This window comes from Streptomyces sp. NPDC049879 (assembly GCF_044461265.1).
In the GTDB taxonomy this organism is placed as follows: domain Bacteria; phylum Actinomycetota; class Actinomycetes; order Streptomycetales; family Streptomycetaceae; genus Streptomyces.
Genome location: NZ_JBITKT010000012.1, coordinates 136,706 through 163,324, shown reverse-complemented (window position 1 = coordinate 163,324; position 26,619 = coordinate 136,706). Strand labels below are relative to the sequence as shown.

Below are 26,619 nucleotides of genomic sequence, written 5' to 3'. Positions count from 1 at the left end.
CCCGCGCCTCCGGCGTCATCCCGCAGATCTCCGTGATGCTCGGCCCCTGCGCCGGCGGCGCCGCCTACTCACCCGCACTCACCGACTTCGTGTTCATGGTCCGTGAGACGTCCCAGATGTTCATCACGGGCCCGGACGTCGTGCAGGCCGTCACCGGCGCCGAGGTCTCCCACAACGGGCTCGGCGGCGCCGACGTCCACGCGGGCACCTCAGGCGTCGCGCACTTCGCCTACGACGACGAGGAGACCTGCATCGAGGAGGTCCGCTACCTCCTGTCCCTCCTCCCGTCCAACAACCGCGAGAACCCCCCGGCCGTCACCCCCAAGGACACCCCGGACCGTCGCGGCGACACGCTGGTGGACCTCGTCCCGGCCGACGGCAACCGGCCGTACGACATGCGGTCCGTCATCGAGGAACTCGTCGACGACGGCGAGTACCTGGAGGTCCACGAGCGCTGGGCCCAGAACATCATCTGCGCCCTCGCCCGCCTCGACGGCCAGGTCGTCGGCATCGTCGCGAACCAGCCGCAGTCCATGGCCGGCGTCCTGGACATCCACGCCTCCGAGAAGGCGGCGCGCTTCGTCCAGATGTGCGACGCGTTCAACATCCCGATCCTGACGCTGCTCGACGTCCCCGGCTTCCTGCCCGGCGTGGACCAGGAGCACGGCGGCATCATCCGGCACGGCGCCAAGCTGCTCTACGCCTACTGCAACGCGACCGTCCCGCGCATCTCCCTCATCCTGCGCAAGGCGTACGGCGGCGCGTACATCGTCATGGACTCGCAGACCATCGGCGCCGACGTGACGCTGGCCTGGCCGACCAACGAGATCGCGGTCATGGGCGCGGAGGGCGCGGCCAACGTCATCTTCCGCCGCCAGATCGCGGCGGCCGAGGACCCCGAGGCGATGCGGGCGCGCATGGTCAAGGAGTACAAGGCCGAGCTGATGCACCCCTACTACGCGGCCGAACGCGGCCTGGTCGACGACGTCATCGAACCGGGCGAGACCCGTTCCGTCCTGATCTCGACGCTGGCGATGCTGCGCACGAAGCACGCGGACCTCCCGGTCCGCAAGCACGGCAACCCGCCGCAGTGACCCGGGGCGCGCGCCCCACACCGAACGACGAGCACGGAACGAGGAGAAGCCACCGATGAGCATCGAGACGAGCGGTGACCCGCGTCTGGTCCGGGTCGAGAAGGGCCAGGCCAGCGCCGAGGAGCTGGCGGCCGTGACGGCGCTGCTGATGTCGCGCGCCGCGCGGGTCCCCGCCGGGCCCGCCGCCCCGGTCCGCTCCAGCGCGGGCTGGCGGCGCCTGGAGCGCAGCGGCGGCTTCCGCGCGCCCCACAGCTGGCAGGGCTGACCGCCCCCGAGGTCGGCTTCCTGCATCCCCCGGCCCCCCGGACGGCATCCGCCGTCCGGGGGGCCGTCGTGCGCGCGCGTCCCCCAGGACGGCGTGGTGGACCGTTCGCGACCGGATCTGCTCGGGAGGGCACCGATCCCTCATCGATAAACCACCGATCGATCCCGGAACTGTTGTGATTTTGTTCACGCCCGCCGATCGAAAACCGACAAAACAGACGTAAGTTCGAATCGAATAAAGCCGACAAAGGCCGATATTGCTTTACTCCTGCCGCAGGGCGGGCCGTCGCCACGTGTGCATCCCGTGGTGCTGAGGTGCGCGTAAGTCCGGTTTGCCCCCACGTCTCATCCACACACCGTGATGACTTGTCTGCACAGCGTCATAGATGTCACGGCCTTATTCCGGGCCCTTGTTGCCCGTCGGCCACTGTGCTGGAATTCCACGGACCGTCGCGGGTCGGCCGCCCTGTGAGGGGCGCGCACCAGGCGTCACGCACTGGCTGATCGCAAGACGCGTCGGTTGCCCGAACGACCGGAACGGGGCTCTCCATCCGCCCCCGGCTCGACACCGCCTCGTCGTCCAGACGACGGGCGCTAAGGTCCAGAGGTTGCGACGCTAGTGCAGGGACGTTTGAAGAGGGAAGGCAGTGCTGCGGGGGATGCGGGGCCAGGTGGTGTGACCGACCGGGAAGCCCAGTCCGGCACCGGTACGGGCGACAGCCCGGCACCGGCCGCACCCGACGGCGAACGCCCCGCGGCCGACGGCTCGCCCGACGCCGGACCCGACAAGACCGGCACGCCCGCGCCCCAGCGCCCCAGCGCCGCGGGCTCCCGCCTCGCGCTGCGCAACTGGCGCATCAGCACCCGCCTGGTGTCCCTGATCGCCCTGCCGGTGGTCGCGGCGACCATCCTCGGCGGTTTCCGCCTCCAGAACTCGATGGCCAACATCGAGCAGCTCGACGACATGCAGCTGCTCACCGAGATCACGGAGAACGCCACCCTCCTCGCCGCCGCGCTCCAGGAGGAACGCGACCGCTCCGTCGGCCCGCTGATCACCGGCGAGCCGCGCACCAGCGACGAGGTGGCGGGCCCGCGCGAGTCCACCGACTCGGCGCTCGAACGGTTCAGCAACGCGACGCTGCGCATCGACAACACCGACAGCGCCATGGCGGGCATCTCCGCCACCGTCACGGACATCGGCCGCCAGCTCAACGACCTGAGCAGCCTGCGCAACAACGCGTTCGAGGACCCGGACTACGTCTCCCAGACGATCTCGCAGTACAACGGCATGATCACCGCGCTGCTCAGCCTGTCGCAGGACATGGCCCAGGCGACCGGCAACGGCGAGATGATCCGCAGCACCCGCGCGCTCGCCGCGTTCTCGGCCGCCAAGGAGCACGCCTCCATCCAGCGCGCCGTCATCACCGCCGGCCTCGCCCGCGACCAGCTGCCGAACGACAGCGCCCACCTCTCCGCGAGCGACTGGCGCTACGGCCGCACCAGCCAGCGGAACGAGGACGTCAAGCTCGACACCTTCGAGGCCATCTACCAGGACCGCGACCGCGCCGCCGAGATGCTGGAGCCGCTGAGCGGCGGCATCGTCAACATCTCGGCCGCCACCAGCTTCGCCGCCCAGGTCTTCTCCGCCGAAGAGGGCATCACCGCCTCGCACCGCACGTACCGCTCCTGGTTCGAGCAGGACCGCGACAAGATCGACGCGATGAACCGCATCGAGCAGCAGCTGCTCGACGAGATGATCGCGCAGGCCCGCTCCCTCCAGGAGGAGGCCGAGAACGACGCCATCATCAACGGCGCCGTCGTCCTCCTCGTCCTCGGCCTCTCGCTCGTCGGCGCCTTCGTCGTCGCCCGCTCGATGGTCCGCTCGCTGCGCCGCCTCCAGGCGACCGCCCAGGAGGTCGCCCACAAGCGGCTGCCCGAGGTCGTCCGGCAGATGTCCGAGGCCGAGCCGGAGGACGTCAACACCTCCGTCGAGCCGATCGGCGTCTACACGAGGGACGAGATCGGCCGCGTGGCCGAGGCGTTCGACGACGTCCACCGCGAGGCCGTCCGCCTCGCCGGTGAACAGGCCCTGCTGCGGGGCAACGTCAACGCGATGTTCACCAACCTCTCGCGCCGCAGCCAGGGCCTGATCCAGCGCCAGCTGTCGCTGATCTCCGAACTGGAGTCCCGCGAGGCCGACCCCGACCAGCTGTCCTCGCTGTTCAAGCTCGACCACCTCGCGACCCGCATGCGCCGCAACGGTGAGAACCTCCTGGTCCTCGCCGGCGAGGAGCCCGGCCGCCGCTGGACGCGCCCCGTCCCGCTGGTGGACGTCCTGCGCGCCGCCGCGTCCGAGGTGGAGCAGTACGAGCGCATCGAACTGTCCGCGGTCCCCAAGACGGACGTCGCGGGCCGCGTCGTCAACGACCTCGTGCACCTGCTCGCCGAGCTGCTGGAGAACGCCACGTCGTTCTCCTCCCCGCAGACCAAGGTCAAGGTCACCGGCCACGCCCTGCCCGACGGGCGGGTCCTCGTCGAGATCCACGACACCGGCATCGGCCTGTCCCCCGAGGACCTGGCCGAGATCAACGACCGGCTGGCCAACCCGCCGACGGTGGACGTCTCCGTCTCCCGCCGCATGGGCCTGTTCGTGGTCGGCCGCCTGTCCCTGCGGCACGGCATCCGCATCCAGCTGCGGCCCTCCGACTCCGGCGGCACGACCGCGCTGGTGATGCTGCCCGCCGACGTGGCCCAGGACGGCATACGGCCGCGCCCGGCCGCCGGCGCGGGCGGCGCCCCGACCGCGACGCTGCACCGCGAGCCCCCGCCCGTACGCCGCCCCGCCGCCGAGGCGGGCCGCCTCGGTCCCGGGCGGCTCGGGGACACGTCCACCGTGCCGGGCAGGCGCAGCCTCGGCGGCCCGGCGGACGAGCCGCGCCACCAGGTCGGCGGCGCGGCCGAACGCCCGGCGCTGCCGCCCCGTTCCGGCGGACCCGCCGGTCCCGGTGGCGCGCCCACCGCGCCGCAGGCACCCGCCCAGGCAGGACCGCCCGCGCCGCCGCCCGCCCCTGCCCCCTCCGACGCCCCCGCCCCGGCGGGCGCGCCGGGCGCCGGGCGCCCCAGCTGGGCCACGAGCGTGGAGGACAGCGGCCGAATACCGGTCGCCAGGGGTGGGCAGGACCAGCCGCGCGGGCACGACGAGCTGTCCACGAGCGGCCAGTTCCCGGCCGTCCAGCCCGGCGGTTACCAGCAGCCCCCGCAGCAGCAGCCTCCCGCGCAGCCGGGCCGTTCGGCGATGGCCGACGCGTTCGCCGCGCGCCAGGCCAGGGCCGCGCAGGGCCTGCCCGACCACGACGACGACCCGTCGACGACCGGCCAGTACGCGTACCCCCAGGCCGACCAGACCCAGCAGATGCCCCAGGTGCCGCAGGGGCCCGTGCCCCCCGCGCCGGACGGCCGGAACCCCTCGGACACCGGGGAGTTCCCCGCACCGCAGCCGTACGCCCAGCCCTACCAGGAGCCCGGCTACCAGCAGGGTGCGGACTACCGCCAGCCCCAGGGCTACCAGCAGCAGGACCGCGCCTACCAGGAGCCCGCGTACCAGGACCCCGGTTACGCGCAGCCCGCCACGTACGGCGAGCCCGCGTACCAGGACCGCGGTGGTTACGACGCCGGGCCCGCGTACCAGGACGACGTCTTCGCGAGCGGCGCCCAGCCGGCCCAGGGGTACCGGGACGAGCCCGCCCCGCAGCAGCCCGCGCCGCGCCAGGAGCCGCAGCGCCGGGAGCAGCCGCGGCAGCAGGACGGCGGGGACCTCCACACGCCGCTGTCGGCACGGCAGTTCCCGCGCACGTCCGAGCGCACACCGATCTTCGAGGAGATGGAGTCGACCTGGTTCGGTCTCCGTCGCGCGCCCGCCCCACCGGACGCGCCGTCCTCGGGGGAGCAGGACAGCTCCCCGCAGCAGGCCCCCCAGGCCCCGCCCCCGCCCCTGCCGCCGCGGCCCGCCCAGCCGGGGCCGCAGTCCGGCGCACGCCGGCCGGCGCAGACTTCCGCCCCCCGGCGGGAGCCCGCCGGTGACGCGGGGGGCACCTGGCGCACGTCGCCCAACGACGAGCGGTGGCGCCAGGCGGAGCAGCTGCGCCAGCCGTCCGCCGGCGGGGTCACGACCTCGGGGCTTCCCCGGCGCGTGCCGCGGGCCAATCTCGTGGCCGGTGCCGCGCAGCAGCACCAGCAGGCCGCCCCGGCCGGTCCGTCGGTCTCCCGGCGCCCGGACGATGTCAGGGGCCGGCTGACCAACCTCCGCCGGGGGATTCAGCAGGGACGCCAGGCCGGTAACCCGCCTGGTCGGCCGGACCGGGGCTTCGGCCCCACGTACCAGTAGGAGCGTTAGTGTGAGGCCGATGAGCCAGGCGGCGCAGAACCTGAACTGGTTGATCACCAGTTTTGTGGAGAACACCCCGGGGGTGTCGCACACGGTGGTGGTGTCTGCCGATGGTCTTCTTCTGGCGTTGTCCGAGGGGTTTCCGCGGGATCGTGCGGATCAGTTGGCGGCGGTGGCTTCTGGGCTGACGTCGTTGACGGCGGGTGCGTCGCGGATCTTCGAGGGTGGTGCGGTGAATCAGACGGTGGTGGAGATGGAGCGTGGTTTCCTCTTCATCATGTCGATCTCGGACGGTTCGTCGTTGGCGGTGCTGGCGCATCCTGAGGCGGACATCGGTCTGGTGGGGTATGAGATGGCGTTGCTGGTGGATCGTGCCGGTAGCGTTCTCACGCCTGATCTCCGCGCCGAACTCCAGGGCAGTTTGCTTAACTGATCGAAAGCTCCCCCCACATGAGCACCATTGACCGCCTCGCCGATCTCTTGCCATCAGCTCGGAGGAGCCATGATCACCCCGCCCCCTTCCCAGGGCTCGTACGGTGCGTCGCATCATTACGGCTCGTTCGACGACGAGGGCGACCAGCCCTTGGTGCGCCCCTACGCGATGACCGGTGGCCGGACCAGGCCGCGGTACCAGCTGGCGATCGAGGCGCTGGTGAGCACCAGCGCGGACCCGGTGCAGCTCCAGGGACTCCTTCCCGAGCACCAGCGGATCTGCCACCTGTGCCTTGAGGTGAAGTCCGTCGCGGAGGTTTCCGCGTTGCTCTCCATCCCTCTGGGGGTGGCCCGGATTCTGGTGGCCGACCTGGCCGAGGCCGGGCTCGTGGCGATCCACCAGCCGGGCAACGAGGGCGAGGGTGGCCAGCCAGATGTGACACTGCTCGAAAGGGTGCTCAGTGGACTTCGCAAGCTCTGACGGTGCGGCGAACCCGCCCCCGGCCCGGAACACCACGTCCGCGAAGATCGTGATCGCGGGTGGGTTCGGTGTGGGGAAGACGACGTTCGTGGGGTCGGTGTCGGAGATCAATCCGCTGCGGACCGAGGCCGTGATGACGTCGGCGTCCGCGGGGATCGACGATCTGACGCACACGGGCGGGAAGACGACCACGACGGTCGCGATGGACTTCGGCCGTATCACGCTGGACCAGGATCTGATCCTGTATCTGTTCGGCACGCCGGGTCAGGACCGTTTCTGGTTCATGTGGGACGACCTGGTGCGCGGCGCGATCGGTGCCGTGGTGCTGGTGGACACGCGCCGGTTGGCGGACTGCTTCCCGGCGGTGGACTACTTCGAGAACAGCGGGCTGCCGTTCGTCATCGCCCTCAACGGTTTCGACGGACACCAGCCCTACTCTCCCGAAGAGGTCCGCGAGGCGCTGCAGATCGGCCCGGACGCACCGATCATCACCACCGACGCACGCCACCGCGCCGAGGCCAAGAGCGCCCTGATCACCCTCGTCGAGCACGCGCTGCTCGCCCGTCTTCACTGAGCGGAACCCGCCCGGCCGCGCACGACGCGCGCGGCCCTGTGTCGTTCGACACGTCCAGGGCGGGTTCTTTCGCGTCTCCGGCCACCGTTCACCCGGGCTTCACGAACAGCCCGCACACGGCTCCGACCCCTCCGCGTACAACAATCGCCTGTTTCGCGGTGCCTGCGCCGAAGCGTCCGTTTCCTCCTCGTCAAGTTCGTCCGAACTTGTGCGTTTCCAGGGATTGGAAACTCCCCGCGCGGCATGCTGGAATCCACCCGACCCCCGCAGACGTCACGGCTCCGTCCGCGACCGCGTGCCGGTGCCGGGAGGTGGAAACCAGTGAGCCGCAAGCGCAAGACCCCCGACGCACCGGACCGACCGGTGCCCCCGTACCCCGACGGCCCACGCCCCGCCGCACCGTCCGGCACCCGCCTGGCCCTCCGCAACTGGCGCGTCGCCACCAAGCTCAACGCCATCCTGCTGATCCCCGTCCTCGTCGCCCTCGTCCTGGGCGGCCTGCGGGTCTACGGCTCGTACGACCGCTGGCAGGAGGCCGAGGACGCCGAGCGCACGGCCGGACTCGTCCGCGCCGCCACCGCGTACGCCCACGCCGTCGTCGACGAGCGCGACGTCACGGCCAGGCCGCTCCTCGAAGGCCGGGACGACGACCCGGGCATCGCCGACGCGCGGCAGCGCACCGACGAGGCGCGCGAGGAGTTCGCCGCCCGCGCCGCCGCGGCCCCCGACACCCCGAACATCCGCCGCCGCGTCGCCGCCGTCAACGACGCCGAGACGCGCCTGGACACGCTGCGGCGGCAGGCGTACACCGAGGCCCTGCCCGGCGCGGCCACCGAGGAGGCGTACGTCGGCGTCCAGCGGCCCCTGATGTCCTTCTCGAACGAACTGGGCCTCGGCACCGGCAACCTCGCGGCCTACGGGCGCGGCGTCTACGCGCTCTCCCTCGCCAAGGCCGCCAGTTCGCTCCAGCGCGCCCTCGGCGTCCACCTCCTCGTCGCCCCGGGACCCGGCGAGGAGGACACGGCCGAGCAGCGCGCCGCCTTCATCTCCTACGTCCGCCTGGAGGAGATCGCCCGCGGCGAGTACACCGCCGCCGCGACCGAGGAGGACGCGCGCCGCCTGGAGCGCGCGATGGCGGACGCCACGGAGGGCGCGGCCGCGAGCGCGCCGTCCGCGCCCGACCTGGACGCGATGACCGCCCTCCTCGCGGGCGGCGCGACGGCCGCGGGCGGCCTGCCGGACGGCATGGACGCGGGCACCTGGTTCCAGGCGTCCACCGCCGAGTTCGACGCCTACCACGACATCGAGACCGATCTCGTGGACGCCGCCGTGCGCGAGGCGGGCGACATCGCCGCCACGGCCCGCCGCGACATGGCGCTCAACGCCGCCGCCGTCCTCGCCGCCGTCCTCCTGGCCTTCCTGGTCGCCGGACTCGTCGCGCGGTCGATGAGCCGCAGCATGCACCGCCTGCGCGCCGCCGCGCTCGGCGTCGCGGGCGAACGCCTCCCGGCCGTCGTGGACCGGCTCGCCCGGGGCGGCCCCGCCGGGGCCGACACCCGCGTGGAGCCCATCGGCATCACGACCAGGGACGAGATCGGCCAGATCGCCCGCGCGTTCGACCAGATCCACCGCGAGGCCGTCCGCCTCGCGGGCGAACAGGCCGTGCTGCGCGGCAACGTGAGCACGCTGTTCAGCAACCTCTCCGGCCGCAACCAGGGGCTGATCGAGCGGCAGCTCACCCTGATCAGCGCCATGGAGAGCCAGGAGGCCGACCCCGACCAGCTCTCCTCCCTCTTCCAGCTCGACCACCTCGCGACCCGCATGCGCCGCAACGGCGAGAACCTCCTCGTCCTCGCCGGCCAGGAGCCCGAGCACCGCTGGGACCAGCCCATCTCCCTCGTGGACGTCCTGCGCGCCGCCGCGTCCGAGGTCGAGGACTACGCCCGCATCGAGCTGCACGGCGTCGCCGCCACGGTGGTCCACGCCGAGGTCGTCAACGACCTCGTGCACCTGCTCGCCGAACTGCTGGAGAACGCCACCGTGTTCTCCTCCCCGCAGACCGCCGTCCGCGTCACCGCGACCCGCCTGCCCGACGGCCGCGTCCTCGCCGAGATCCACGACCAGGGCATCGGCCTCGCCCCGGCCGACTTCGCGGACATCAACGCGCGCCTCGCCGACCCGCCCAGGCTCGACGCCGCCGTCGCGGGCCGCATGGGCCTGTTCGTGGTCAGCCGCCTCGCCGAACGGCACGGCATACGCGTCCAGTTGCGCCCGGCCGAGGGCACCGGCACCACCTCGGTCGTCATGCTCCCCCCGACCGCGTGCTCGCCCGCCCCCGCGAACGCCGGGACGCGCGACGAGGAGGCCGGACCGGGGAGCGCGGCGGACCGGATCACCCCGGCGCGTACGCCCCGTACGCCCGCGCAGGGCGGCGCGGCATACGACCGGGGTTACGCCGGGCTTCCCCCGGTCCACGCCCCCGCGATCCCCCACACGGACGACGCCCACACCCCCGTCCCCCCGGCGGCGGGCCGCCAGGGACCACGCCACGCACGCCGCCCGGCGCTCGGACCGGCGGACGCGCCCCCGTACGCCACCGGCACCACCGAGCCCCCGTCGGGCGAACATCCCACGACACAGCGGGGTTTCGAGCCGGTCACACCCGCTGCGGAATCGCACCGCGGTGGTCCCACCGGGGCCGCGCAGCGCGTAGGCTTCACTGGCACAGAACCGGTCGCGGCGGATGACCGCGCCACGACCGGCGCGGGACTACCCCGCCGTGAACGAGCCATGCAGCAGCCCGAGGAGGACCCGGCACAGCGACTGCGGGACGATTCCCGTGACCCGGCGGAACCGCCGGGGTCCGGGGAGGCGTGGCGGGATCGCGGGCCGCGCCGCGAGGAACGCTCCGGCGGCACCACATCCGCCGGACTCCCACGACGAGTGCCGCAAGCACATCTGACCGAGCACTCCCCACAGGAATCCGCCCCGGACCGACCCCAGATCTCGCGTGATCCGAAGGACGTCCGCGGCCGGCTGAGCAGTCTGCGCCGCGGTGTGCAGCAGGGCCGCGGCGTCCGGGACGACCGCGGCGCGCAGAACGACGAATACGATCAGGAGCGTTAGTGTGAGGCCGATGAGCCAGGCGGCGCAGAACCTGAACTGGTTGATCACCAGTTTTGTGGAGAACACCCCGGGGGTGTCGCACACGGTGGTGGTGTCTGCCGATGGTCTTCTTCTGGCGTTGTCCGAGGGGTTTCCGCGGGATCGTGCGGATCAGTTGGCGGCGGTGGCTTCTGGGCTGACGTCGTTGACGGCGGGTGCGTCGCGGATCTTCGAGGGTGGTGCGGTGAATCAGACGGTGGTGGAGATGGAGCGTGGTTTCCTCTTCATCATGTCGATCTCGGACGGTTCGTCGTTGGCGGTGCTGGCGCATCCTGAGGCGGACATCGGTCTGGTGGGGTATGAGATGGCGTTGCTGGTGGATCGTGCCGGTAGCGTTCTCACGCCTGATCTCCGCGCCGAACTCCAGGGAAGCCTGCTCAACTAGCAGACCACATGTGCGGATTGAGGCCCCGGCGCCATAAGGTGCCAGGCGTGGCGACGAGATGAGCGCGGCTTCCGCTCACGAGCGAAGGCAGTCGGAGGAGGAACAGTGACAACGCCCCCAGGCGGACCATACGGCAACGAGTACCCGGCGCAGCCGCCGCACGGCGGAGGGCGCCCGGGGCGTTTCAACTTCCCCTCGGCCCCCAGCGGCTCGCGGCGGCGGCCCGCGCAGGACCAGCAGGCCGTTCCCCAGGACGGCCCGCAGGACCCGCGCGGCAGGCACGACGGCACGCCCCCGCACGGTCAGCCGCCGCAGCGCCGCCCGCACGCCGAGTCCTCCCGCCCGGAACGCCCCGCCCCCGCGGCGGGCGGCCCCGGCCAGGGCGCGGCGGACGGCCACGGCGGCGGGGGCGCGCGGGACTGGACCCCGCCCACCGCCCGGCAGAACCCGCCGCCCTCGGGCCGGCGTCCCGCGGACGTCGAGCCGCAGCAGCCGCTCGTCCGTCCCTACGCGATGACCGGTGGCCGGACCAGGCCGCGGTACCAGCTGGCGATCGAGGCGCTGGTGAGCACCACCGCCGACCCGGTGCAGCTCCAGGGCCAGCTCCCCGAGCACCAGCGGATCTGCCAGCTCTGCTACGAGGTCAAGTCCGTCGCGGAGGTTTCCGCGCTGCTCTCCATCCCTCTGGGGGTGGCCCGGATTCTGGTGGCCGACCTGGCCGAGGCCGGGCTCGTCGCCATTCACCAGCCGGGTCATGAAGGCGATCCGGGTGGCCAGCCAGATGTGACACTGCTCGAAAGGGTGCTCAGTGGACTTCGCAAGCTCTAACGACGCCGGTCTCACCGCGCCGTCCCGGTCCACGACCTCCGCGAAGATCGTGATCGCGGGTGGGTTCGGTGTGGGGAAGACCACGTTCGTGGGGTCGGTGTCCGAGATCAATCCGCTGCGGACCGAGGCCGTGATGACGTCGGCGTCCGCGGGGATCGACGATCTGACGCACACGGGTGGCAAGACGACCACCACGGTCGCGATGGACTTCGGCCGCATCACGCTGGACCAGGACCTGATCCTCTACCTGTTCGGCACGCCCGGCCAGGACCGTTTCTGGTTCATGTGGGACGACCTGGTCCGCGGCGCGATCGGCGCCGTCGTACTGGTGGACACCCGCCGTCTCGCCGACTGTTTCCCGGCGGTGGACTACTTCGAGAACAGCGGCCTGCCGTTCGTCATCGCCCTCAACGGCTTCGACGGACATCAGCCCTACTCTCCCGAAGAGGTCCGCGAGGCACTGCAGATCGGCCCGGACGCACCGATCATCACCACCGACGCACGCCACCGCGCCGAGGCCAAGAGCGCCCTGATCACCCTCGTCGAGCACGCCCTCATGGCCCGCCTGCGCTGAGTCCGCCGCCCACGCCGCGCCGCGCGGCCGTTCGTCTAGGCTGGTCCCGCAGATTTTCCGGAACCGCACAGCCGGTTCACAGCGGCCAGTGAAGGACGTACGCAGCCGTGCGCATCGCCAGATTCTCCATCGAGGGGACCGTTGGCTTCGGCGTGGTGGAGGAGGAGCCCGCCGAGGACGGCGGGCTCCAGCTCGACATCATCAAGGGCCACCCCTTCGCCGCGTTCGAACGGTCGGGGCGCCGCGTGCCGCTGAGCAAGGTCAGGCTGCTGCCCCCCGTCCTCCCCAGCAAGATCGTCGCGGTCGGCAGGAACTACGCCGAGCACGCCCGTGAGCTGGGCAACGAGGTGCCGGACGTCCCGATCACCTTCTTCAAGCCCTCCACGTCCGTGATCGGCTCGGGCGACCCCATCGCGTACCCGTCGATCTCGTCCGACGTCCACCACGAGGCCGAGCTGGCCGTCGTCATCGGCCGCCTGTGCCGCGACGTGCCCCGCGAACGCGCCCTGGACGTCGTCCTCGGCTACACCTGCGCGAACGACCTCACCGCCCGCGACGTGCAGCAGCGCGAGGCCCAGTGGGCGCGCGCCAAGGGCTTCGACACGTCCTGCCCGCTCGGCCCCTGGATCGAGACGGACCTCGACCCGTCCGACCTCGCCATCATGTGCACCGTCAACGGCGAGCAGCGCCAGCTCGGCCGCACCAGCCAGATGATCCGCGCCGTCGAGGACCTGATCGTGCACGTCTCCGAGTCGATGACGCTGCTCCCGCAGGACGTCATCCTCACCGGCACCCCCGCGGGCGTCGGCCCGCTCCACGTCGGCGACGAGGTCGCCGTCTCCATCGAAGGCATCGGCACTCTCACCAACAAGGTCGTCAAGCGTGACTAGCCCCTCCACCGTCCGCGTCCGTTTCTGCCCCTCCCCGACCGGCAACCCGCATGTCGGCCTGGTCCGCACCGCCCTGTTCAACTGGGCGTACGCGCGGCACCACGGCGGCACGGCGGTCTTCCGTATCGAGGACACCGACGCGGCCCGCGACTCCGAGGAGTCGTACACCGCCCTGCTGGACGCCATGAGCTGGCTCGGCTTCGACTGGGACGAGGGCCCCGCCACCGGCGGCCCGCACGCGCCCTACCGCCAGTCCCAGCGGATGGGGATCTACGCCGACGTCGCCGCCCGCCTCCTCGATGCCGGGCACGCGTACCACTGCTACTGCACCGCCGAGGAGCTGGAGGAGCGCCGCGAGGCCGCCCGCGCCGCGGGCCGCCCCTCCGGGTACGACGGCCGCTGCCGCACCGTGACGCCGGAGCAGCGCGCCGGGTACGAGGCGGAGGGCCGGACGCCGATCGTCCGCTTCCGCATGCCGGACGAGCCGATCACGTTCACCGACCTGGTGCGCGGCGAGCTGACGTTCGCCCCGGAGAACGTGCCGGACTACGGCATCGTGCGCGCGAACGGCGCGCCGCTGTACACGCTGGTCAACCCGGTGGACGACGCGCTGATGGAGATCACGCACGTCCTGCGCGGCGAGGACCTGCTCTCCTCCACGCCCCGGCAGATCGCGCTCTACCGGGCGCTCGCGGACATCGGCGTGGGCGGCGGCGGCGTGCCCGCCTTCGGGCACCTGCCGTATGTGATGGGCCAGGGCAACAAGAAGCTCTCCAAGCGCGACCCCGAGTCGTCCCTGAACCTCTACCGGGAGCGCGGCTTCCTGCCGGGCGCCCTGCTGAACTACCTGGCGCTGCTCGGCTGGTCGATCGCCGAGGACCGCGACATCTTCTCGATGGACGAGATGGTCGCCGCCTTCGACATCGGCGCCGTGAACGCGAACCCGGCGCGCTTCGACCTGGCCAAGGCCGAGGCGGTCAACGCGACGCACATCCGCGAGCGGCTGACGGCCGAGGAGTTCACGGCCGCCTGCGAGCCGTGGCTGCGCGCCCCGTACGCGCCGTGGAAGCCGGAGCAGTACGACCCGGCCGCCTTCGCCGCCCTCGCGCCGCTGGCCCAGACGCGGGTGACCGTGCTGTCCGACATCACCGAGAACGTCGACTTCCTTTTCCTCGACGAGCCGGTGGCGGACGAGAAGTCGTGGCAGAAGGCCATGAAGCCCGGCGCGGAGGCCGTCCTCGGCACCGCGCGGGAGAAGCTGGCGGCGCTGCCGGAGTGGACGGCCGAGGCACTCAAGGAGGCCGTGCAGACGGCCGGCGAGGAGCACGGGCTGAAGCTGGGCAAGGCACAGGCGCCCGTGCGCGTGGCGGTCACGGGCCGCACCGTCGGGCTGCCGCTCTTCGAGTCCCTTGAGGTCCTGGGACGCGACCGCGTGCTGGCCCGCGTGGACGCGGCGCTGGCCCGCCTCACGGCCTGAGCACCGGACGCCGCCGGCCCGCCGGGGAACCGGTTTTGGGGGACCCTTCTCGATCGGGTATTGTTTGGCGCGTCGCAAGGGACGGACCGGAAACGGGCCGCCGGAGCGATCACCCGGACAACACCCCCGGCGGGGTGGCGTTTTGGTGGGGTATGGTGTAATTGGCAGCACGACTGATTCTGGTTCAGTTAGTCTAGGTTCGAGTCCTGGTACCCCAGCGGTCTATCTCAAGATCAAGCCCCCGTTGTGTAGCGGCCTAGCACGCTGCCCTCTCAAGGCAGTAGCGCCGGTTCGAATCCGGTCGGGGGTACGGTCCGGATCTCTTGTCGGTCCGGGTTGAGGGCCCCCGTTGTGTAGCGGCCTAGCACGCTGCCCTCTCAAGGCAGTAGCGCCGGTTCGAATCCGGTCGGGGGTACTTGAGATCCTCGATGATCATGCCGGAACCCCTCGCCAGTGGCGGGGGGTTTTCGCGTGTCCGGCCCGCCCCGCCCCATCAGCCCGTGCCGGGCCCGCCCCGCCCCATCAGCCCGTGCCGGGCCCGAAGCGCCGGGACGCCTCCTCGGCCTGGGCCAGCCGCCGCAGGTTCAGCAGCACGGGCTCGTAGAGCACGGTGAGCGCCACGGCGGCCTCAAGCTGGGTCGTGGGCGCGTCGAAGTCCTCGATCAGCGCCACCTCGTGCCCGGCCAGCTCGCCCGCCAGCCTGCCGTAGGGGAGCAGCTGGCCGAGGTCGCAGGGGTAGCCGAGGCGCAGGAGCGTCGCGAGCGCGGCGACCAGCCCCTGGTGCGCCGGGTTGTCCGGCACCACGCGCCAGCCGAGCTGCCGCTGGAGCGCTTCGGCGGTCTCCCCGGCGGTACGGGCCGCCGCGTCGTCGCCGGGGGCCGTCGCGCCGGTCGGGAGGGCCGCCACGGCGGTGCCGAGCCGTTCCAGCTGGGGTGTGTCCTCGTCCTCCAGGGCGGCCAGGACCTCGCGGGCGGTCGCGACCGGCACGCGGCCCACATGGACCAGGGCGCGCACGAGCCGCAGGCGGCGCAGGTGCTCCTCGTCGTACTCGGCCTGGGTGGAGGAGATCCGCTCGCCGGGCGGCAGCAGCCCTTCCCGCAGGTAGTACTTGATCGTCGCGGTCGAGACCCCGCTGCGCGCGCTCAGCTCAGCCAGCCGCATGTGCACTCCTCGTCGATTCCCGCTTGCGCATCCCTTTGGGGAGTGGCACTATCCAACCATGGATAGTGAAGCTATCCAACACCGTCGCCCGGTCGCGGGGCGGTCTGGCCGCCGTCCCCGTACGCGCGGGCGGCGGGTACGGCACGGACGAGGGGAGAGGCAGATGCCGAAGATCAACGAGGGCCGGATGACGGCGGCGGGCACCGGCGAGGTGACCGTCTTCCTGATCGGCATGCGGATCAACAGCTTCCGGCACCTGCGCAGCTGGTGGCCGACCTTCCGGGCGATGCCGCCGATGCTGTCCGAACTGGCCCGCGACAAGGACAGCGGGATGCTCGGCTACCGGCTGCTGTTCGGCGGCCCGCGGCTGATCTACGTGGTGCAGTACTGGTCGTCGCACGAGAAGCTGCTCGCCTACGCGAGCGACCGCGAGGGGCGGCACCGTCCGGCCTGGGCGGCGTTCAACCGGCGGATGCGCGAGGGGCGCAACCGCGTGGGGTTCTGGCACGAGACCTATGTCGTCCCGGCGGGCGCCCACGAGGCGGTCTACGTCTCCATGCCGGACTTCGGCCTCGGCGCTGCGACCGGGGTGATACCCGTGGGCCGCCGCGGCGAACGGGCCGGTGACCGCCTCGCGGCCCGCACGGAGGCCGGGCCGGCGTCCGCGGCCTGACGGTTCGCGGCGGGCGGCCCCGTACGGGGGAGGGGGCGGTCAGGGGCGGCTGGTCAGCCGCCGTTGCGGCGGAGGGCCTCCGTGAGGCGCCCGGCGGCGTCCAGGAGTGCCTGGGCGTGCATCCGGCCCGGGTGGCGCGTCAGGCGCTCGATGGGCCCGGAGACGGACACCGCGGCGACCACGCGGTTGGACGGGCCGCGCACCGGCGCGGAGACGGAGGCCACGCCTGGCTCCCGCTCGCCGATGGACTGCGCCCAGCCGCGCCGCCTGACCCCGGAGAGCGCGGTGGCGGTGAACCGGGCGCCCTGAAGGCCGTGGTGCAGCCGCTCCGGCTCCTCCCAGGCGAGCAGGATCTGCGCGGCGGACCCGGCCTTCATCGGCAGCGTGGAGCCCACGGGCACGGTGTCCCGCAGTCCGGAGAGCCGCTCGGCCGCGGCCACGCAGATGCGCATGTCGCCCTGCCGCCGGTAGAGCTGGGCGCTCTCGCCCGTCAGATCCCGCAGCTGGGTCAGGACGGGTCCCGCGGCGGCCAGCAGCCGGTCCTCGCCCGCGGCCGCCGCCAGTTCGGCGAGCCGGGGGCCGAGGACGAAGCGCCCCTGCATGTCGCGGGCCAGCAGACGGTGGTACTCCAGTGCCACCGCCATCCGGTGCGCGGTCGGCCGGGCCAGGCCGGTCGCCCCGACCAGCGCCGCCAGAGTGGCCGGTCCTGACTCCAGCGCACCAAGGACCAGGGCCGCCTTGTCGAGCACGCCCACACCGCTGGTGTCACCGCTAGAGTTGTCCATGAAACGATACTCGCGTCTCACACTGTGAAACGCAAGCCCGCTTTTCGAGAGAAAGCGCAAGGCTGGGGGCATGCTCGCGGGATTCCCCGCGCGCAGGGGTCACCGTCCGGTGCGAGGGGAACGGACGGCGGTCCACCGACGATCAGCGGCGATTCCGGAGGGAAGGCCATGGGACGGACACTGGCGGAGAAAGTCTGGGACGACCACGTCGTCCGGCGCGCGGAGGGCGAGCCCGATCTGCTCTTCATCGATCTCCACCTGCTCCACGAGGTGACCAGCCCGCAGGCGTTCGACGGCCTGCGCAAGACCGGTCGCCCCGTGCGGCGCACGGACCTCACGATCGCCACCGAGGACCACAACACCCCGACCCTCGACATCGACAAGCCGATCGCCGACCCGGTCTCGCGCACGCAGCTGGAGACCCTGCGCAAGAACTGCGCCGAGTTCGGCGTCAGGCTGCACTCCCTGGGCGACAGCGAGCAGGGCGTCGTCCACGTGGTCGGCCCGCAGCTCGGCCTGACCCAGCCGGGCACCACCGTGGTCTGCGGCGACAGCCACACCTCGACGCACGGCGCCTTCGGCGCGCTGGCGTTCGGCATCGGCACCAGCCAGGTCGAGCACGTGCTCGCCACCCAGACGCTGCCGATGGCGCCGTTCCGGACCATGGCGGTCACGGTGCTGGGCGAGCTGCCCGAGGGCGTCACCGCGAAGGACCTGATCCTGGCGATCATCGCCCGCATCGGCACCGGCGGCGGCCAGGGCTATGTCATCGAGTACCGGGGCGAGGCCATCGAGAAGCTCTCGATGGAGGCCCGGATGACCATCTGCAACATGTCGATCGAGGCGGGCGCCCGCGCGGGCATGATCGCCCCCGACGACACCACCTTCGCCTACCTGGAGGGCCGCGACCACGCCCCGCGCGGCGCCGACTGGGACGACGCCGTCGCCTACTGGCGGACGCTGCGCACCGACGACGACGCGGTCTTCGACCACGAGGTCGTCATCGACGCCGCCGAGCTGGCGCCGTTCGTCACCTGGGGCACCAACCCCGGCCAGGGCGCCCCGCTGTCCCAGAGCGTGCCGGACCCGGACTCCTTCACCGACCCGAACGAGCGGCTCGCCGCCGAGAAGGCGCTGGAGTACATGGGCCTGTCCGCCGGGCAGAAGCTCCGCGACATCTCCGTGGACACGGTCTTCGTCGGCTCCTGCACCAACGGGCGCATCGAGGACCTGCGGTCCGCCGCCTCCGTCCTGGAGGGCAGGACGATCGCCGAGGGCGTACGGATGCTGGTCGTCCCCGGCTCGGTGCGCGTCGCGCTCCAGGCCGTCGAGGAGGGGCTCGACAAGGTGTTCACGGCGGCGGGCGCCGAGTGGCGGCACGCCGGGTGTTCGATGTGTCTGGGCATGAACCCCGACCAGCTCTCGCCCGGCGAGCGCTGCGCCTCCACCTCCAACCGCAACTTCGAGGGCAGGCAGGGCAAGGGCGGCCGGACCCACCTGGTCTCGCCGCAGGTCGCCGCGGCCACCGCGATCACCGGCTGCCTCGCGTCCCCGGCCGACCTGGCCGACGTCCCCACCCCCGTGGAGGTCTGAGCGACATGGAAGCATTCACCACCCACACGGGCCGCGCCGTCCCGCTGCGCCGCGGCAACGTGGACACGGACCAGATCATCCCCGCCCACTGGCTGAAGAAGGTCACCAGGGACGGCTTCGAGGACGGCCTGTTCGAGGCCTGGCGCAAGGACGCCTCGTTCGTCCTCAACCAGCCGGAGCGCCAGGGCGCCACCGTCCTGGTCGCCGGCCCCGACTTCGGCACCGGCTCCTCCCGCGAGCACGCCGTGTGGGCCCTCCAGAACTACGGCTTCAAGGCCGTCGTCTCCTCCCGCTTCGCCGACATCTTCCGGGGCAACTCGCTCAAGAACGGGCTGCTGACGGTCGTCCTCCCGCAGGAGACCGTCGAGGCGCTGTGGAAGCTCACGGAGACCGACCCGTCCGCGGAGGTCACCGTGGACCTGGTGGCCCGCGAGGTCCGCGCCGAGGGCATCACCGCCCCGTTCGAACTGGACGAGAACGCCCGCTGGCGCCTGCTCGAAGGCCTCGACGACATCAGCATCACGCTGCGGCACGAGGACGCCATCGCCGACTACGAGGCCGGGCGCCCGGCCTGGAAGCCGCGCACACAGGCCGCCTGACGCCTCGTCGGCGGTCCCCCCGACACACAAGCGAACGCCCCCACCGGTCCCCGCCCGGTGGGGGCGTTTCCGCGTGATCGCCGCCACCGACACGGGCGTTGGGGGCTTAGAGGGCGATACCGTCCTCAAGGTGGCACAATCGGCGCATGGAACGCGACGGTCAACTCGAACTCTACGACCTCGTCGCCGATCGCCTGAAGGACGCGCACCGCCGCGTGCGGGCCCTGCAAGTGCCCGCGGACGTACGGCAGGCTCTCACGCGGAAGCTGCTGGTCATCACCGCCGCGGCCAAGCAGGACCTGCCCGGTGCCGCCCGCCGTCTGGACCGGCTGATGGAGGACGTTGACGCGGACCGGCTGCCTCCGGGCCCGTCCCGCGACGGCCGTGACGGAACTCCGTGACGGCCGAGTTCGTTGCGACACAAGGGTGATTCGCCCGTTTCGCGTTTGATTTGCGATATATATCTGCCTAACGTGCGAAAAAGCTTGAACGCATTCGTTCCAGCAATGCCTGCGAAGGGGAAGACGTGAACAAGGCACAACTCGTAGAAGCGATTGCCGACAAGCTCGGTGGCCGTCAGCAGGCCGCGGACGCGGTCGATATCGTGCTCGACGCCATCATCCGCGCCGTGGTCGCCGGGGAGCGGGTCTCGGTGACCGGTTTCGGTTCGTTCGAGAAGGTGGACCGCCCGGCGCGCTACGCGCGGAACCCGCAGACCGGTGAGCGCGTGCGGGTCAAGAAGACCTCCGTCCCCCGCTTCCGCGCCGGGCAGGGCTTCAAGGACCTGGTGGCCGGGACGAAGAAACTGCCGCGCAACGACGTCGCCGTCAAGAAGGCCCCCAAGGGCAGCCTGACCGCGGGCGCCGCCGGCGGCGCGGCCAAGAAGGCCACCACCAAGAAGGCGGCGGCCAAGAAGACGGCCGCGAAGAAGACCGCCACCGCCAAGAAGGCCACCACGCAGAAGGCCGCCGCGGCGAAGAAGACGGCGAAGAAGGCCACCGGCAAGAAGACCGCCGCGAAGAAGGCCCCGGCCAAGAAGGCCACCGCCACCAAGGCCCCGGCCAAGCGGAGCTCCTCGCGCACCGCGACGAAGGCCGCCGCCCGCCGAGGGTGACGGCGCACGGCGCTCGGCCACCGAGCGGGCCGGTCTCCCAACCGGGGTCCGGCCCGCCGCCGTTCACCCCCGGCGGCCCGGCCGGTCCCGCCGGCCGCGCCCCGGAGCCGTCACCGCCCGGCCAGTAGGCTCGGGCACATGCAGGCCACCGCGTACACGTACGACCCCGCCACCCGTTCCGGCAGCGTGCTGCTGGACGACGGCACGCCCCTCGCCTTCGACGCCGACGCGTTCGACGCGGGGGGCCTGCGTCTGCTGCGGCCGGGGCAGCGCGTCCGCATCGAGGTCGAGGGGGAGGACGCGGCGCGCCGCGTCACCTTCCTGACGCTGCAAACGCTGTAAGCCGCCGCACGCCCGCCGCCGTCCTCGGCCCGACGCCGAGGGCGAGCGCCGCCCGCAGGTCCGCGCCGGTGTCCACGTCGCGCCGCGCGCCCGGCACCCCGTCGAGCAGCAGTTCGGCGGCGCCCGACGCGCGGTGCCGCGCCCGCGACGCCCCGCCGAACGCCGGTGCGAGATCCACCCCACCCGCCGCGGCGAGCAACGTTGTTCCCACTCCGGCGGCGTCCGCCAGGAAGCTCCGCCCGTGCTCCGACGCCGCGCCGAGCACCCGCAGCAGTTCCGCGCCGCGCAGCGCGGGCAGATCCGCGTTCAAAGCGGCCACGGCGGCGTCGGGCCTGGCGGCCCGCGCGGTCGCGGCCCCGTACGCCAGCGCCGCGTTCAGCCCGCTGCCCGGCGCGTCCGGTACGACACGCGCGCCCGCTCGCGCCAATCGCCCCCCCGCCAGCGGATCGTCCGTCACCACGAGCACCTCGCGTACGGAAGCGCAGGTCAGCGCCGCCGCGACCGTGTCCTCGGCGAACGCGAGCGCGAGGAGCGGCCGTACCGCGTCCCCCGCCACATCGGCCAGCCTGCTCTTGGCCAGCCGCAGCGGCTTCAGGGGGACGATCAACGACCAGCGGGGTCCTTCCGTCGCGCTCACCACGCCATTCTCCCCCGGCCCGCCGCCGGGCCGGGGGCAGGTCCGCGGCCGCCCGACACCGCCGGGACACCCGGGGATGGCCGTCGCGCTTCGGGCATCAGGGTGCAAACTTGGACCGTCGTGGCGGGCGGTGCCGCCGCTGGACAGCCCTACACCCCGGGGCGACACTTGTGCGACTGTCCGCGGCGGACCGCGCCGGAGCAGTCAAGAGGAGATGGTGTCCGAGTGTCTCGCCGCAGAATCGGCTTCTGGTACCGATTGGCCGCAATTCTGGTAAAACCGCCGCTCGTGGCGCTGTTCAACCGGGACTGGCGGGGAATGGAGCATATTCCCGCCGAGGGCGGATTCATCACCGCCGTGAATCACAACTCCTATCTCGACCCGCTGTCCTACGCGCACTTCCAGTACAACACCGGGCGCGTGCCGCGTTTCCTCGCCAAGGACAGCCTCTTCCGCAAAGGCTTCGTCGGCCGCTTCATGACCGGGACGGGCCAGATCCCCGTGTACCGCGAGACCTCCGACGCGGCGGACGCCTTCCGCGCCGCCGTCGCCGCCGTGCAGCGCGGCGAGTGCGTCGCGTTCTACCCCGAGGGCACCCTCACCCGCGACCCGGCGCTGTGGCCCATGGAGGCCAAGACCGGCGCCGCGCGCGTCGCGCTGAAGACCCGCGCGCCCGTGATCCCCGTGGCGCAGTGGGGCGCGCAGGCCGTCCTGCCGCCGTACGCGGGCTCGATCAAACCGCGCCTGCGCCCCCGCAAGACCCTGACGGTCGTCGCCGGCGCGCCCGTGGACCTCAGCGACTTCTACGACCGGGAGCCGACCGCCGACGTCCTGCGCGAGGTGTCTGACAGGATCATGGACGCCATCACCGTCCTGCTCGCCGGCATCCGCGACGAGACCCCGCCCGACCGGCGCCACGTGCACCGCAGGACTTCGGCCGACCGGCGCGGCACGCACCCCGCGCCTGAGGAGGAGAGAACGGAGTGACACGCGTCGCCGTCTACGGCACCGGCTCATGGGGGACGGCTTTCGCCATGATCCTCGCCGACGCGGGCTGCGAGGTGACGCTCTGGGCACGCCGCCCGGAGGTCGTCGAAGCCGTCAACACGACCCGGAGCAACCCCGACTACCTGCCGGGCTGCCTGCTGCCCGACGGGGTGCGGGCCACGACGGACCCGGGGGAGGCCGGCCGCGGCGCCGAGTTCAGCGTCCTGTCGGTGCCGTCCCAGACGCTGCGCGACAACCTCGCCGACTGGGGCGGGCTGCTGGAGCCCGGCACCGTCCTCGTCTCCCTGATGAAGGGCGTCGAGCTGGGCAGCGCCAAGCGGATGAGCGAGGTCGTACGGGAGGTGGCGGGCGTCGGCCCCGAGCGCGTCGCCGTGCTCTCCGGGCCCAACCTGGCCGGGGAGATCGCCGAACGGCAGCCCGCCGCCGCCGTCGTCGCCTGCGCGGACGAGGACGTCGCCCGCCGCCTCCAGACGGCCTGCCACACCCCGTACTTCCGCCCGTACACGAACACCGACGTCGTCGGCTGCGAACTGGGCGGCGCGGTCAAGAACGTCATCGCGCTCGCCGTCGGGATCGCCGACGGGATGGGCCTGGGCGACAACACCAAGGCGTCCCTCATGACCCGCGGCCTCGCCGAGACCGCGCGGCTCGGCCAGGCGATGGGCGCCGACCCCAAGACGTTCGCCGGCCTCGCCGGGATGGGCGACCTGATCGCCACCTGCTCCTCGCCGCTGTCCCGCAACCACACCTTCGGCCTCAACCTCGGCCGCGGCATGACCGTCGCCGAGACCATCGCCGTCACCCGGCAGACGGCGGAGGGCGTCAAGTCCTGCCGCTCCATCCTCGACCTGGCGCGGCGGCACGGCGTGGAGATGCCGCTGACCGAGACGGTCGTCGGCATCGTCCACGAGGGCACGCAGCCCCTCGTCGCGGTCGGCGAGCTGATGTCGCGAACCGCCAAGGCCGAGCACCACTGACCGCAGCCCTCCCGTTAGGTAGCCTCACAGGGTTATGAGCAGCGAGAACTCCCCCCAGAGCCCCAAGCCGCGCGTCGCCGTCGTCTTCGGTGGCCGCAGCTCCGAGCACACCGTCTCGGTCGTCACCGCGGGCGCCGTCCTGCGCGCCATCGACCGCACGCGCTACGACGTGCTCCCCATCGGCATCACCGCCGACGGCCGCTGGACCCTGGCCGCCGACGACCCCGACCGCATGGCCATCAGCGGGCGCGAACTGCCCACCGTCGAGCGGATCGCCGAGCAGGGCGCGGGAAGCGTCGTCCTGCCCGTCGACCCGGGCCGCCGCGACATCACGCTCGCCGAGGCCGGGTCGGTGCCGAAGGACCTCGGCGACGTGGACGTCGTCCTGCCGCTGCTCCACGGCCCGTACGGCGAGGACGGCACGCTGCAGGGCATGCTCGACCTCGCGGGGGTGCCGTACGTCGGCTCGGGCGTGCTCGCCTCCGCGGTCGGCATGGACAAGGAGTACATGAAGCGCGTCTTCCTCTCCTTCGGCCTGCCCGTCGGCCCGTTCACCGTCGTGCGCCCGCGCGAGTGGGAGCAGGACCCGGACGGCGCGCGCCGCCGGATCACCGACTTCGCCGCCGAACACGGCTGGCCCGTCTTCGTGAAGCCCGCGCGCGCCGGATCGTCCGTCGGCATCTCGCGGGTGACGGGCCCCGAGGGGCTCGACGCGGCGATCGCGGAGGCGCGCGCGCACGACCCGAAGGTCATCGTCGAGGCGCAGCTCACGGGCCGCGAGATCGAGTGCGGCGTGCTGGAGTTCGAGGACGGGCCGCGCGCCAGCCTGCCCGCCGAGATCCCGCCGAGCGCGACGCACGACTTCTACGACTTCGAGGCGAAGTACATCGACGCGTCCGAGGGCGTCGTCCCCGCGCCGCTCACCGAGGAGCAGACGGCGGAGATCAGGGCGCTGGCGCTGCGCGCCTTCGAGGCGGCGTCCTGCGAGGGCCTGGTGCGGGCGGACTTCTTCCTGCTGGACAGCGGCGAGTTCGTCATCAACGAGATCAACACCATGCCCGGCTTCACACCGATCTCCATGTTCCCCCGGATGTGGGAGGCGACCGGCGTGAGCTACCCGGAATTGGTGGACCTGCTGCTCCAGGCGGCGCTGCGGCGCTCCACCGGCCTGCGCTGACCCCGGCTCAGGGCCGTGAACGGGCCGGGGGCGGGCGTCAGTCCGCCGCCGGGTCCGCGTGCAGGTCGTCGGGCGGGACGGTCGCCAGGACCGGGTCCGCGAGGTCGAGCAGCGGGTTGACCTCGGGCGCGTAGTCGTCCGGCACGACGACCTCCACGAAGTACTTCGACTCCGAGGTCGTGAACCTGACCCGGCCGTCCTCCTCGTCCACCAGCCACGCCACCTCGTTCACCGCCATCACGTCGGTGGTGTACGGGTCGTACTCCGGGTCGCCCGGCGTCATCTCCGGCGGGCGGCCGACGCCGCAGCGCAGCGTGATCGCCGGATCGCCCCAGGCGGCGACGTACGGCGAGTCGCCCTCCGTCGGCCGCCGGTCGTGGCCGTCCACACGTTCGGGCAGCGCGTCCGCCAGCGCGCGGCACACCTCGTCCGCCTCGCCGGACGGCGCGGGGGAGGGGGGCGCGACCTCGACGGGGCCCGTCGCGTCGCCGCCCGAGCAGCCCGCCAGCGCGGCCTGGCAGGCGAGCAGCAGGGCGGCCGCGGCGAGCCCGGCCCGCCGGGGACCGGCCGCGGAACGCCCGCCACCGCAGCGTACGGTGAGAGTCACCCGGCGAGCATACGGGGTGCTACAGATGGACGACGGGGCAGGTCAGGGTCCGCGTGATACCCGCCACGCGCTGGACCTGCGCGACGACGAGACGCCCCAGTTCGTCCACGGTGGCGGCCTCCGCCCTGACGATGACGTCATAGGGTCCCGTGACGTCGTCGGCCTGCACCACCCCCGGCATCTTGGCGATGACGTCGGCCACGGCCGACGCCCTGCCCACCTCGGTCTGGATCAGGATGTACGCCTGCACCACGGGTCCTCCACAGCGGCTACGAGGATTGGGGGCGCTACCGTAGCGCGTCACGACCGGCGCCGGGAGACCACGGCGGGCGCCGATCGCGGCAGGCGGAGCCGGGGCCGGCCGTTGCGGGGCCGGCCGGACGAGCGGGACGGACAAGAGGAGAGCTGAGTGAAGGGCAGTGTGGGGGAGCTGGGCGAGTTCGGCCTGATCCGGGAGCTGACCTCCCGGATCAGCGGGACACCCGCCGTACGGCTGGGCCCGGGGGACGACGCCGCGGTGATCGCGGCACCCGACCGCCGGGTCGTCGCCAGCACGGACATCCTGCTGGAGGGACGGCACTTCCGGCGCGACTGGTCCACCGCGTACGACGTCGGGCGCAAGGGCGCGGCGCAGAACCTCGCCGACATCGCGGCGATGGGCGCCGTGCCCACCGCGATCCTCCTCGGCCTCGTCGTCCCCGCCGAACTCCCGGCCACCTGGCCCGTGGAGCTGATGGACGGCATCCGCGACGAGTGCCAGGTCGCCGGCGCGGGCGTCGCGGGCGGCGACGTGGTGCGCGGCGACACGATCACCGTCTCCATCACCGCGCTCGGCGACCTCGGCGGCCGCGAGCCCGTCACCAGGACCGGCGCGCGGCCGGGGGACGTCGTCGCCGTCACCGGCTGGCTCGGCTGGTCGGCCGCCGGGCACGCGGTGCTCTCCCGCGGCTTCCGCTCGCCCCGCGCGTTCGTCGAGGCCCACCGCCGCCCCGAACCGCCCTACCTCGCGGGCCCGGCCGCCGCCGCGCTCGGCGCCACCGCCATGACCGACGTCAGCGACGGGCTGATCGCCGACCTCGGGCACATCGCGTCGGGCTCCAAGGTCCGCATCGACCTGCGCTCCGCCGCCCTCGACGTCCCCGCGCAGATGAACGACATCGGGCAGGCCGTCGGCGTGGACCCGCTGACCTGGGTGCTCACCGGCGGCGAGGACCACGCGATCGTCGCCGTCTTCCCGCCGGAGACCAAACTGCCCGCCCGCTGGCGGACGATCGGCGAGGTGCTCCCGGCCCGCGCCAGGAACGCGCCGCCCGTCACCGTGGACGGCGCGGCCTGGGCGACGGCGGGCGGCTGGGACCACTTCTCCGCCTGACCGGCCCGCCCGCGCGGGACGCGCCC

27 protein-coding genes and 3 tRNA genes are annotated in these 26,619 nt (G+C 72.6%); 25 read left to right on the top strand and 5 right to left on the bottom strand.

The genetic code is table 11. The features are described 5' to 3' along the window. The 15 genes from ACIBPC_RS30565 to ACIBPC_RS30495 all read left to right on the top strand — a co-directional run. The coding region (locus ACIBPC_RS30565) for an acyl-CoA carboxylase subunit beta (protein ID WP_362968805.1) at positions 1-1,094 on the top strand (1,094 nt) is incomplete at its 5' end. A 55-nt stretch (positions 1,095-1,149) separates the two neighbouring features. Further along, positions 1,150-1,359 (top strand): acyl-CoA carboxylase subunit epsilon, encoded by a 210-nt coding sequence (locus ACIBPC_RS30560; RefSeq protein ID WP_362968807.1) that lies wholly within the window; start codon positions 1,150-1,152, stop codon positions 1,357-1,359. A gap of 675 nt (positions 1,360-2,034) precedes the next feature. Beyond that, the gene (locus ACIBPC_RS30555) at positions 2,035-5,742 is read left to right on the top strand and encodes a nitrate- and nitrite sensing domain-containing protein (protein WP_398849143.1); all 3,708 of its coding nucleotides are present in this window, start codon (positions 2,035-2,037) and stop codon (positions 5,740-5,742) included. 19 nt (positions 5,743-5,761) lie between these two features. Beyond that, on the top strand, positions 5,762-6,175 hold the full coding sequence (locus ACIBPC_RS30550; RefSeq protein ID WP_059012614.1) for a roadblock/LC7 domain-containing protein: 414 nt from the start codon (positions 5,762-5,764) through the stop codon (positions 6,173-6,175). Positions 6,176-6,247: 72 nt separating this feature from the next. Further along, the gene (locus ACIBPC_RS30545) at positions 6,248-6,655 is read left to right on the top strand and encodes a DUF742 domain-containing protein (RefSeq protein ID WP_398849156.1); all 408 of its coding nucleotides are present in this window, start codon (positions 6,248-6,250) and stop codon (positions 6,653-6,655) included. Further along, positions 6,636-7,229 carry an ATP/GTP-binding protein gene (locus ACIBPC_RS30540; RefSeq protein ID WP_362968833.1) on the top strand — a complete coding sequence of 198 codons (594 nt, stop codon included), beginning with the start codon at positions 6,636-6,638 and terminating at the stop codon, positions 7,227-7,229. Before ACIBPC_RS30545 ends, ACIBPC_RS30540 begins: the two co-directional genes overlap by 20 nt. Before the next feature lie 321 nt (positions 7,230-7,550). Beyond that, positions 7,551-10,355, top strand: a complete 2,805-nt coding sequence (locus ACIBPC_RS30535; protein WP_398849141.1) for a nitrate- and nitrite sensing domain-containing protein — start codon at positions 7,551-7,553, stop codon at positions 10,353-10,355. A 10-nt stretch (positions 10,356-10,365) separates the two neighbouring features. Then, on the top strand, positions 10,366-10,779 hold the full coding sequence (locus ACIBPC_RS30530) for a roadblock/LC7 domain-containing protein (RefSeq protein ID WP_059012614.1): 414 nt from the start codon (positions 10,366-10,368) through the stop codon (positions 10,777-10,779). A 105-nt stretch (positions 10,780-10,884) separates the two neighbouring features. Next, a complete protein-coding gene (locus tag ACIBPC_RS30525; protein ID WP_398849139.1) occupies positions 10,885-11,607 on the top strand; it encodes a DUF742 domain-containing protein in 723 nt (240 codons plus the stop codon). Further along, positions 11,588-12,181, top strand: coding sequence for an ATP/GTP-binding protein (locus ACIBPC_RS30520; protein ID WP_362968181.1), 594 nt, complete (start codon positions 11,588-11,590; stop codon positions 12,179-12,181). Before ACIBPC_RS30525 ends, ACIBPC_RS30520 begins: the two co-directional genes overlap by 20 nt. A 107-nt stretch (positions 12,182-12,288) precedes the next feature. After that, a complete protein-coding gene (locus ACIBPC_RS30515) occupies positions 12,289-13,071 on the top strand; it encodes a fumarylacetoacetate hydrolase family protein (RefSeq protein WP_362968183.1) in 783 nt (260 codons plus the stop codon). Further along, complete coding sequence (gene gltX / locus ACIBPC_RS30510; protein ID WP_398849138.1) at positions 13,064-14,548, top strand: glutamate--tRNA ligase; 1,485 nt, start codon at positions 13,064-13,066, stop codon at positions 14,546-14,548. Before ACIBPC_RS30515 ends, gltX begins: the two co-directional genes overlap by 8 nt. A 146-nt stretch (positions 14,549-14,694) precedes the next feature. Beyond that, positions 14,695-14,766 (top strand) — tRNA-Gln (locus ACIBPC_RS30505). A 19-nt stretch (positions 14,767-14,785) separates the two neighbouring features. After that, positions 14,786-14,858 (top strand) — tRNA-Glu (locus ACIBPC_RS30500). A 32-nt stretch (positions 14,859-14,890) separates the two neighbouring features. Further along, positions 14,891-14,963: transfer RNA gene (locus ACIBPC_RS30495), tRNA-Glu, on the top strand. A gap of 107 nt (positions 14,964-15,070) precedes the next feature. Here the strand turns inward: ACIBPC_RS30495 and ACIBPC_RS30490 are convergent. Then, positions 15,071-15,709, bottom strand: a complete 639-nt coding sequence (locus ACIBPC_RS30490; RefSeq protein WP_398849136.1) for a MerR family transcriptional regulator — start codon at positions 15,707-15,709, stop codon at positions 15,071-15,073. A 163-nt stretch (positions 15,710-15,872) separates the two neighbouring features. Between ACIBPC_RS30490 and ACIBPC_RS30485 the strand changes: the two genes are divergently transcribed. Further along, positions 15,873-16,382, top strand: a complete 510-nt coding sequence (locus ACIBPC_RS30485; RefSeq protein ID WP_398849134.1) for a DUF4188 domain-containing protein — start codon at positions 15,873-15,875, stop codon at positions 16,380-16,382. Between the two features lie 53 nt (positions 16,383-16,435). Here ACIBPC_RS30485 and ACIBPC_RS30480 read toward each other — a convergent pair whose 3' ends face one another. Beyond that, positions 16,436-17,167: an IclR family transcriptional regulator gene (locus ACIBPC_RS30480; RefSeq protein ID WP_362968187.1), complete on the bottom strand. Its 732-nt coding sequence runs from the start codon at positions 17,165-17,167 to the stop codon at positions 16,436-16,438. Between the two features lie 168 nt (positions 17,168-17,335). Here ACIBPC_RS30480 and leuC point away from each other — a divergent pair, with 168 nt between their 5' ends. From leuC to ACIBPC_RS30455, 5 genes are all read left to right on the top strand, one after another. Next, positions 17,336-18,760, top strand: coding sequence for a 3-isopropylmalate dehydratase large subunit (gene leuC, locus ACIBPC_RS30475; protein WP_398849132.1), 1,425 nt, complete (start codon positions 17,336-17,338; stop codon positions 18,758-18,760). Positions 18,761-18,765: 5 nt separating this feature from the next. After that, positions 18,766-19,359 carry a 3-isopropylmalate dehydratase small subunit gene (gene leuD, locus ACIBPC_RS30470; protein ID WP_362968189.1) on the top strand — a complete coding sequence of 198 codons (594 nt, stop codon included), beginning with the start codon at positions 18,766-18,768 and terminating at the stop codon, positions 19,357-19,359. A gap of 146 nt (positions 19,360-19,505) precedes the next feature. Continuing rightward, positions 19,506-19,760 (top strand): hypothetical protein, encoded by a 255-nt coding sequence (locus tag ACIBPC_RS30465; protein ID WP_362968190.1) that lies wholly within the window; start codon positions 19,506-19,508, stop codon positions 19,758-19,760. Positions 19,761-19,885: 125 nt separating this feature from the next. Continuing rightward, positions 19,886-20,473: an HU family DNA-binding protein gene (locus ACIBPC_RS30460; RefSeq protein WP_362968191.1), complete on the top strand. Its 588-nt coding sequence runs from the start codon at positions 19,886-19,888 to the stop codon at positions 20,471-20,473. Between the two features lie 138 nt (positions 20,474-20,611). Further along, entirely contained in the window at positions 20,612-20,815 is a 204-nt protein-coding gene (locus ACIBPC_RS30455; RefSeq protein ID WP_398849130.1) for a hypothetical protein, read from the top strand. Here ACIBPC_RS30455 and cofC read toward each other — a convergent pair. Then, the gene (gene cofC, locus ACIBPC_RS30450) at positions 20,787-21,452 is read right to left on the bottom strand and encodes a 2-phospho-L-lactate guanylyltransferase (protein WP_398849128.1); all 666 of its coding nucleotides are present in this window, start codon (positions 21,450-21,452) and stop codon (positions 20,787-20,789) included. The genes ACIBPC_RS30455 and cofC overlap by 29 nt on opposite strands. Positions 21,453-21,677: 225 nt before the next feature. On the opposite strand from cofC, the gene ACIBPC_RS30445 reads away from it, so the two are divergent. From ACIBPC_RS30445 to ACIBPC_RS30435, 3 genes are read left to right on the top strand one after another with little or no spacing between them, the layout of a single operon-like run. Next, positions 21,678-22,439 carry a lysophospholipid acyltransferase family protein gene (locus tag ACIBPC_RS30445; RefSeq protein WP_362968195.1) on the top strand — a complete coding sequence of 254 codons (762 nt, stop codon included), beginning with the start codon at positions 21,678-21,680 and terminating at the stop codon, positions 22,437-22,439. Continuing rightward, positions 22,436-23,437, top strand: a complete 1,002-nt coding sequence (locus tag ACIBPC_RS30440; RefSeq protein ID WP_398849126.1) for an NAD(P)H-dependent glycerol-3-phosphate dehydrogenase — start codon at positions 22,436-22,438, stop codon at positions 23,435-23,437. The genes ACIBPC_RS30445 and ACIBPC_RS30440 overlap by 4 nt, the downstream gene beginning before the upstream one ends. 34 nt (positions 23,438-23,471) lie before the next feature. Further along, positions 23,472-24,614 (top strand): D-alanine--D-alanine ligase family protein, encoded by a 1,143-nt coding sequence (locus ACIBPC_RS30435; protein ID WP_398849125.1) that lies wholly within the window; start codon positions 23,472-23,474, stop codon positions 24,612-24,614. Positions 24,615-24,651: 37 nt separating this feature from the next. On the opposite strand, the gene ACIBPC_RS30430 is transcribed toward ACIBPC_RS30435, so the two are convergent. Both ACIBPC_RS30430 and ACIBPC_RS30425 read right to left on the bottom strand, forming a co-directional pair. Continuing rightward, the gene (locus ACIBPC_RS30430) at positions 24,652-25,221 is read right to left on the bottom strand and encodes a DUF3515 domain-containing protein (RefSeq protein WP_398849123.1); all 570 of its coding nucleotides are present in this window, start codon (positions 25,219-25,221) and stop codon (positions 24,652-24,654) included. 19 nt (positions 25,222-25,240) lie between these two features. Then, complete coding sequence (locus tag ACIBPC_RS30425) at positions 25,241-25,474, bottom strand: Lrp/AsnC ligand binding domain-containing protein (RefSeq protein ID WP_362968201.1); 234 nt, start codon at positions 25,472-25,474, stop codon at positions 25,241-25,243. Positions 25,475-25,630: 156 nt separating this feature from the next. Here ACIBPC_RS30425 and ACIBPC_RS30420 point away from each other — a divergent pair, with 156 nt between their 5' ends. Further along, a complete protein-coding gene (locus tag ACIBPC_RS30420; protein WP_398849120.1) occupies positions 25,631-26,593 on the top strand; it encodes a thiamine-phosphate kinase in 963 nt (320 codons plus the stop codon). Positions 26,594-26,619: the final 26 nt, after the last annotated feature.

Excerpts from the sequence above, each read along its gene's own strand:
- leuD (WP_362968189.1), top strand. The coding sequence starts at position 18,766 with ATGGAAGCATTCACCACCCACACGGGCCGCGCCGTCCCGCTGCGCCGC.
- ACIBPC_RS30455 (WP_398849130.1), top strand. The coding sequence starts at position 20,612 with ATGCAGGCCACCGCGTACACGTACGACCCCGCCACCCGTTCCGGCAGC.
- ACIBPC_RS30490 (WP_398849136.1), bottom strand. The coding sequence starts at position 15,709 with ATGCGGCTGGCTGAGCTGAGCGCGCGCAGCGGGGTCTCGACCGCGACG.
- leuC (WP_398849132.1), top strand. The coding sequence starts at position 17,336 with ATGGGACGGACACTGGCGGAGAAAGTCTGGGACGACCACGTCGTCCGG.
- ACIBPC_RS30550 (WP_059012614.1), top strand. The coding sequence starts at position 5,762 with ATGAGCCAGGCGGCGCAGAACCTGAACTGGTTGATCACCAGTTTTGTG.
- ACIBPC_RS30465 (WP_362968190.1), top strand. The coding sequence starts at position 19,506 with ATGGAACGCGACGGTCAACTCGAACTCTACGACCTCGTCGCCGATCGC.
- ACIBPC_RS30485 (WP_398849134.1), top strand. The coding sequence starts at position 15,873 with ATGCCGAAGATCAACGAGGGCCGGATGACGGCGGCGGGCACCGGCGAG.
- ACIBPC_RS30435 (WP_398849125.1), top strand. The coding sequence starts at position 23,472 with ATGAGCAGCGAGAACTCCCCCCAGAGCCCCAAGCCGCGCGTCGCCGTC.
- ACIBPC_RS30560 (WP_362968807.1), top strand. The coding sequence starts at position 1,150 with ATGAGCATCGAGACGAGCGGTGACCCGCGTCTGGTCCGGGTCGAGAAG.
- ACIBPC_RS30480 (WP_362968187.1), bottom strand. The coding sequence starts at position 17,167 with ATGGACAACTCTAGCGGTGACACCAGCGGTGTGGGCGTGCTCGACAAG.
- ACIBPC_RS30530 (WP_059012614.1), top strand. The coding sequence starts at position 10,366 with ATGAGCCAGGCGGCGCAGAACCTGAACTGGTTGATCACCAGTTTTGTG.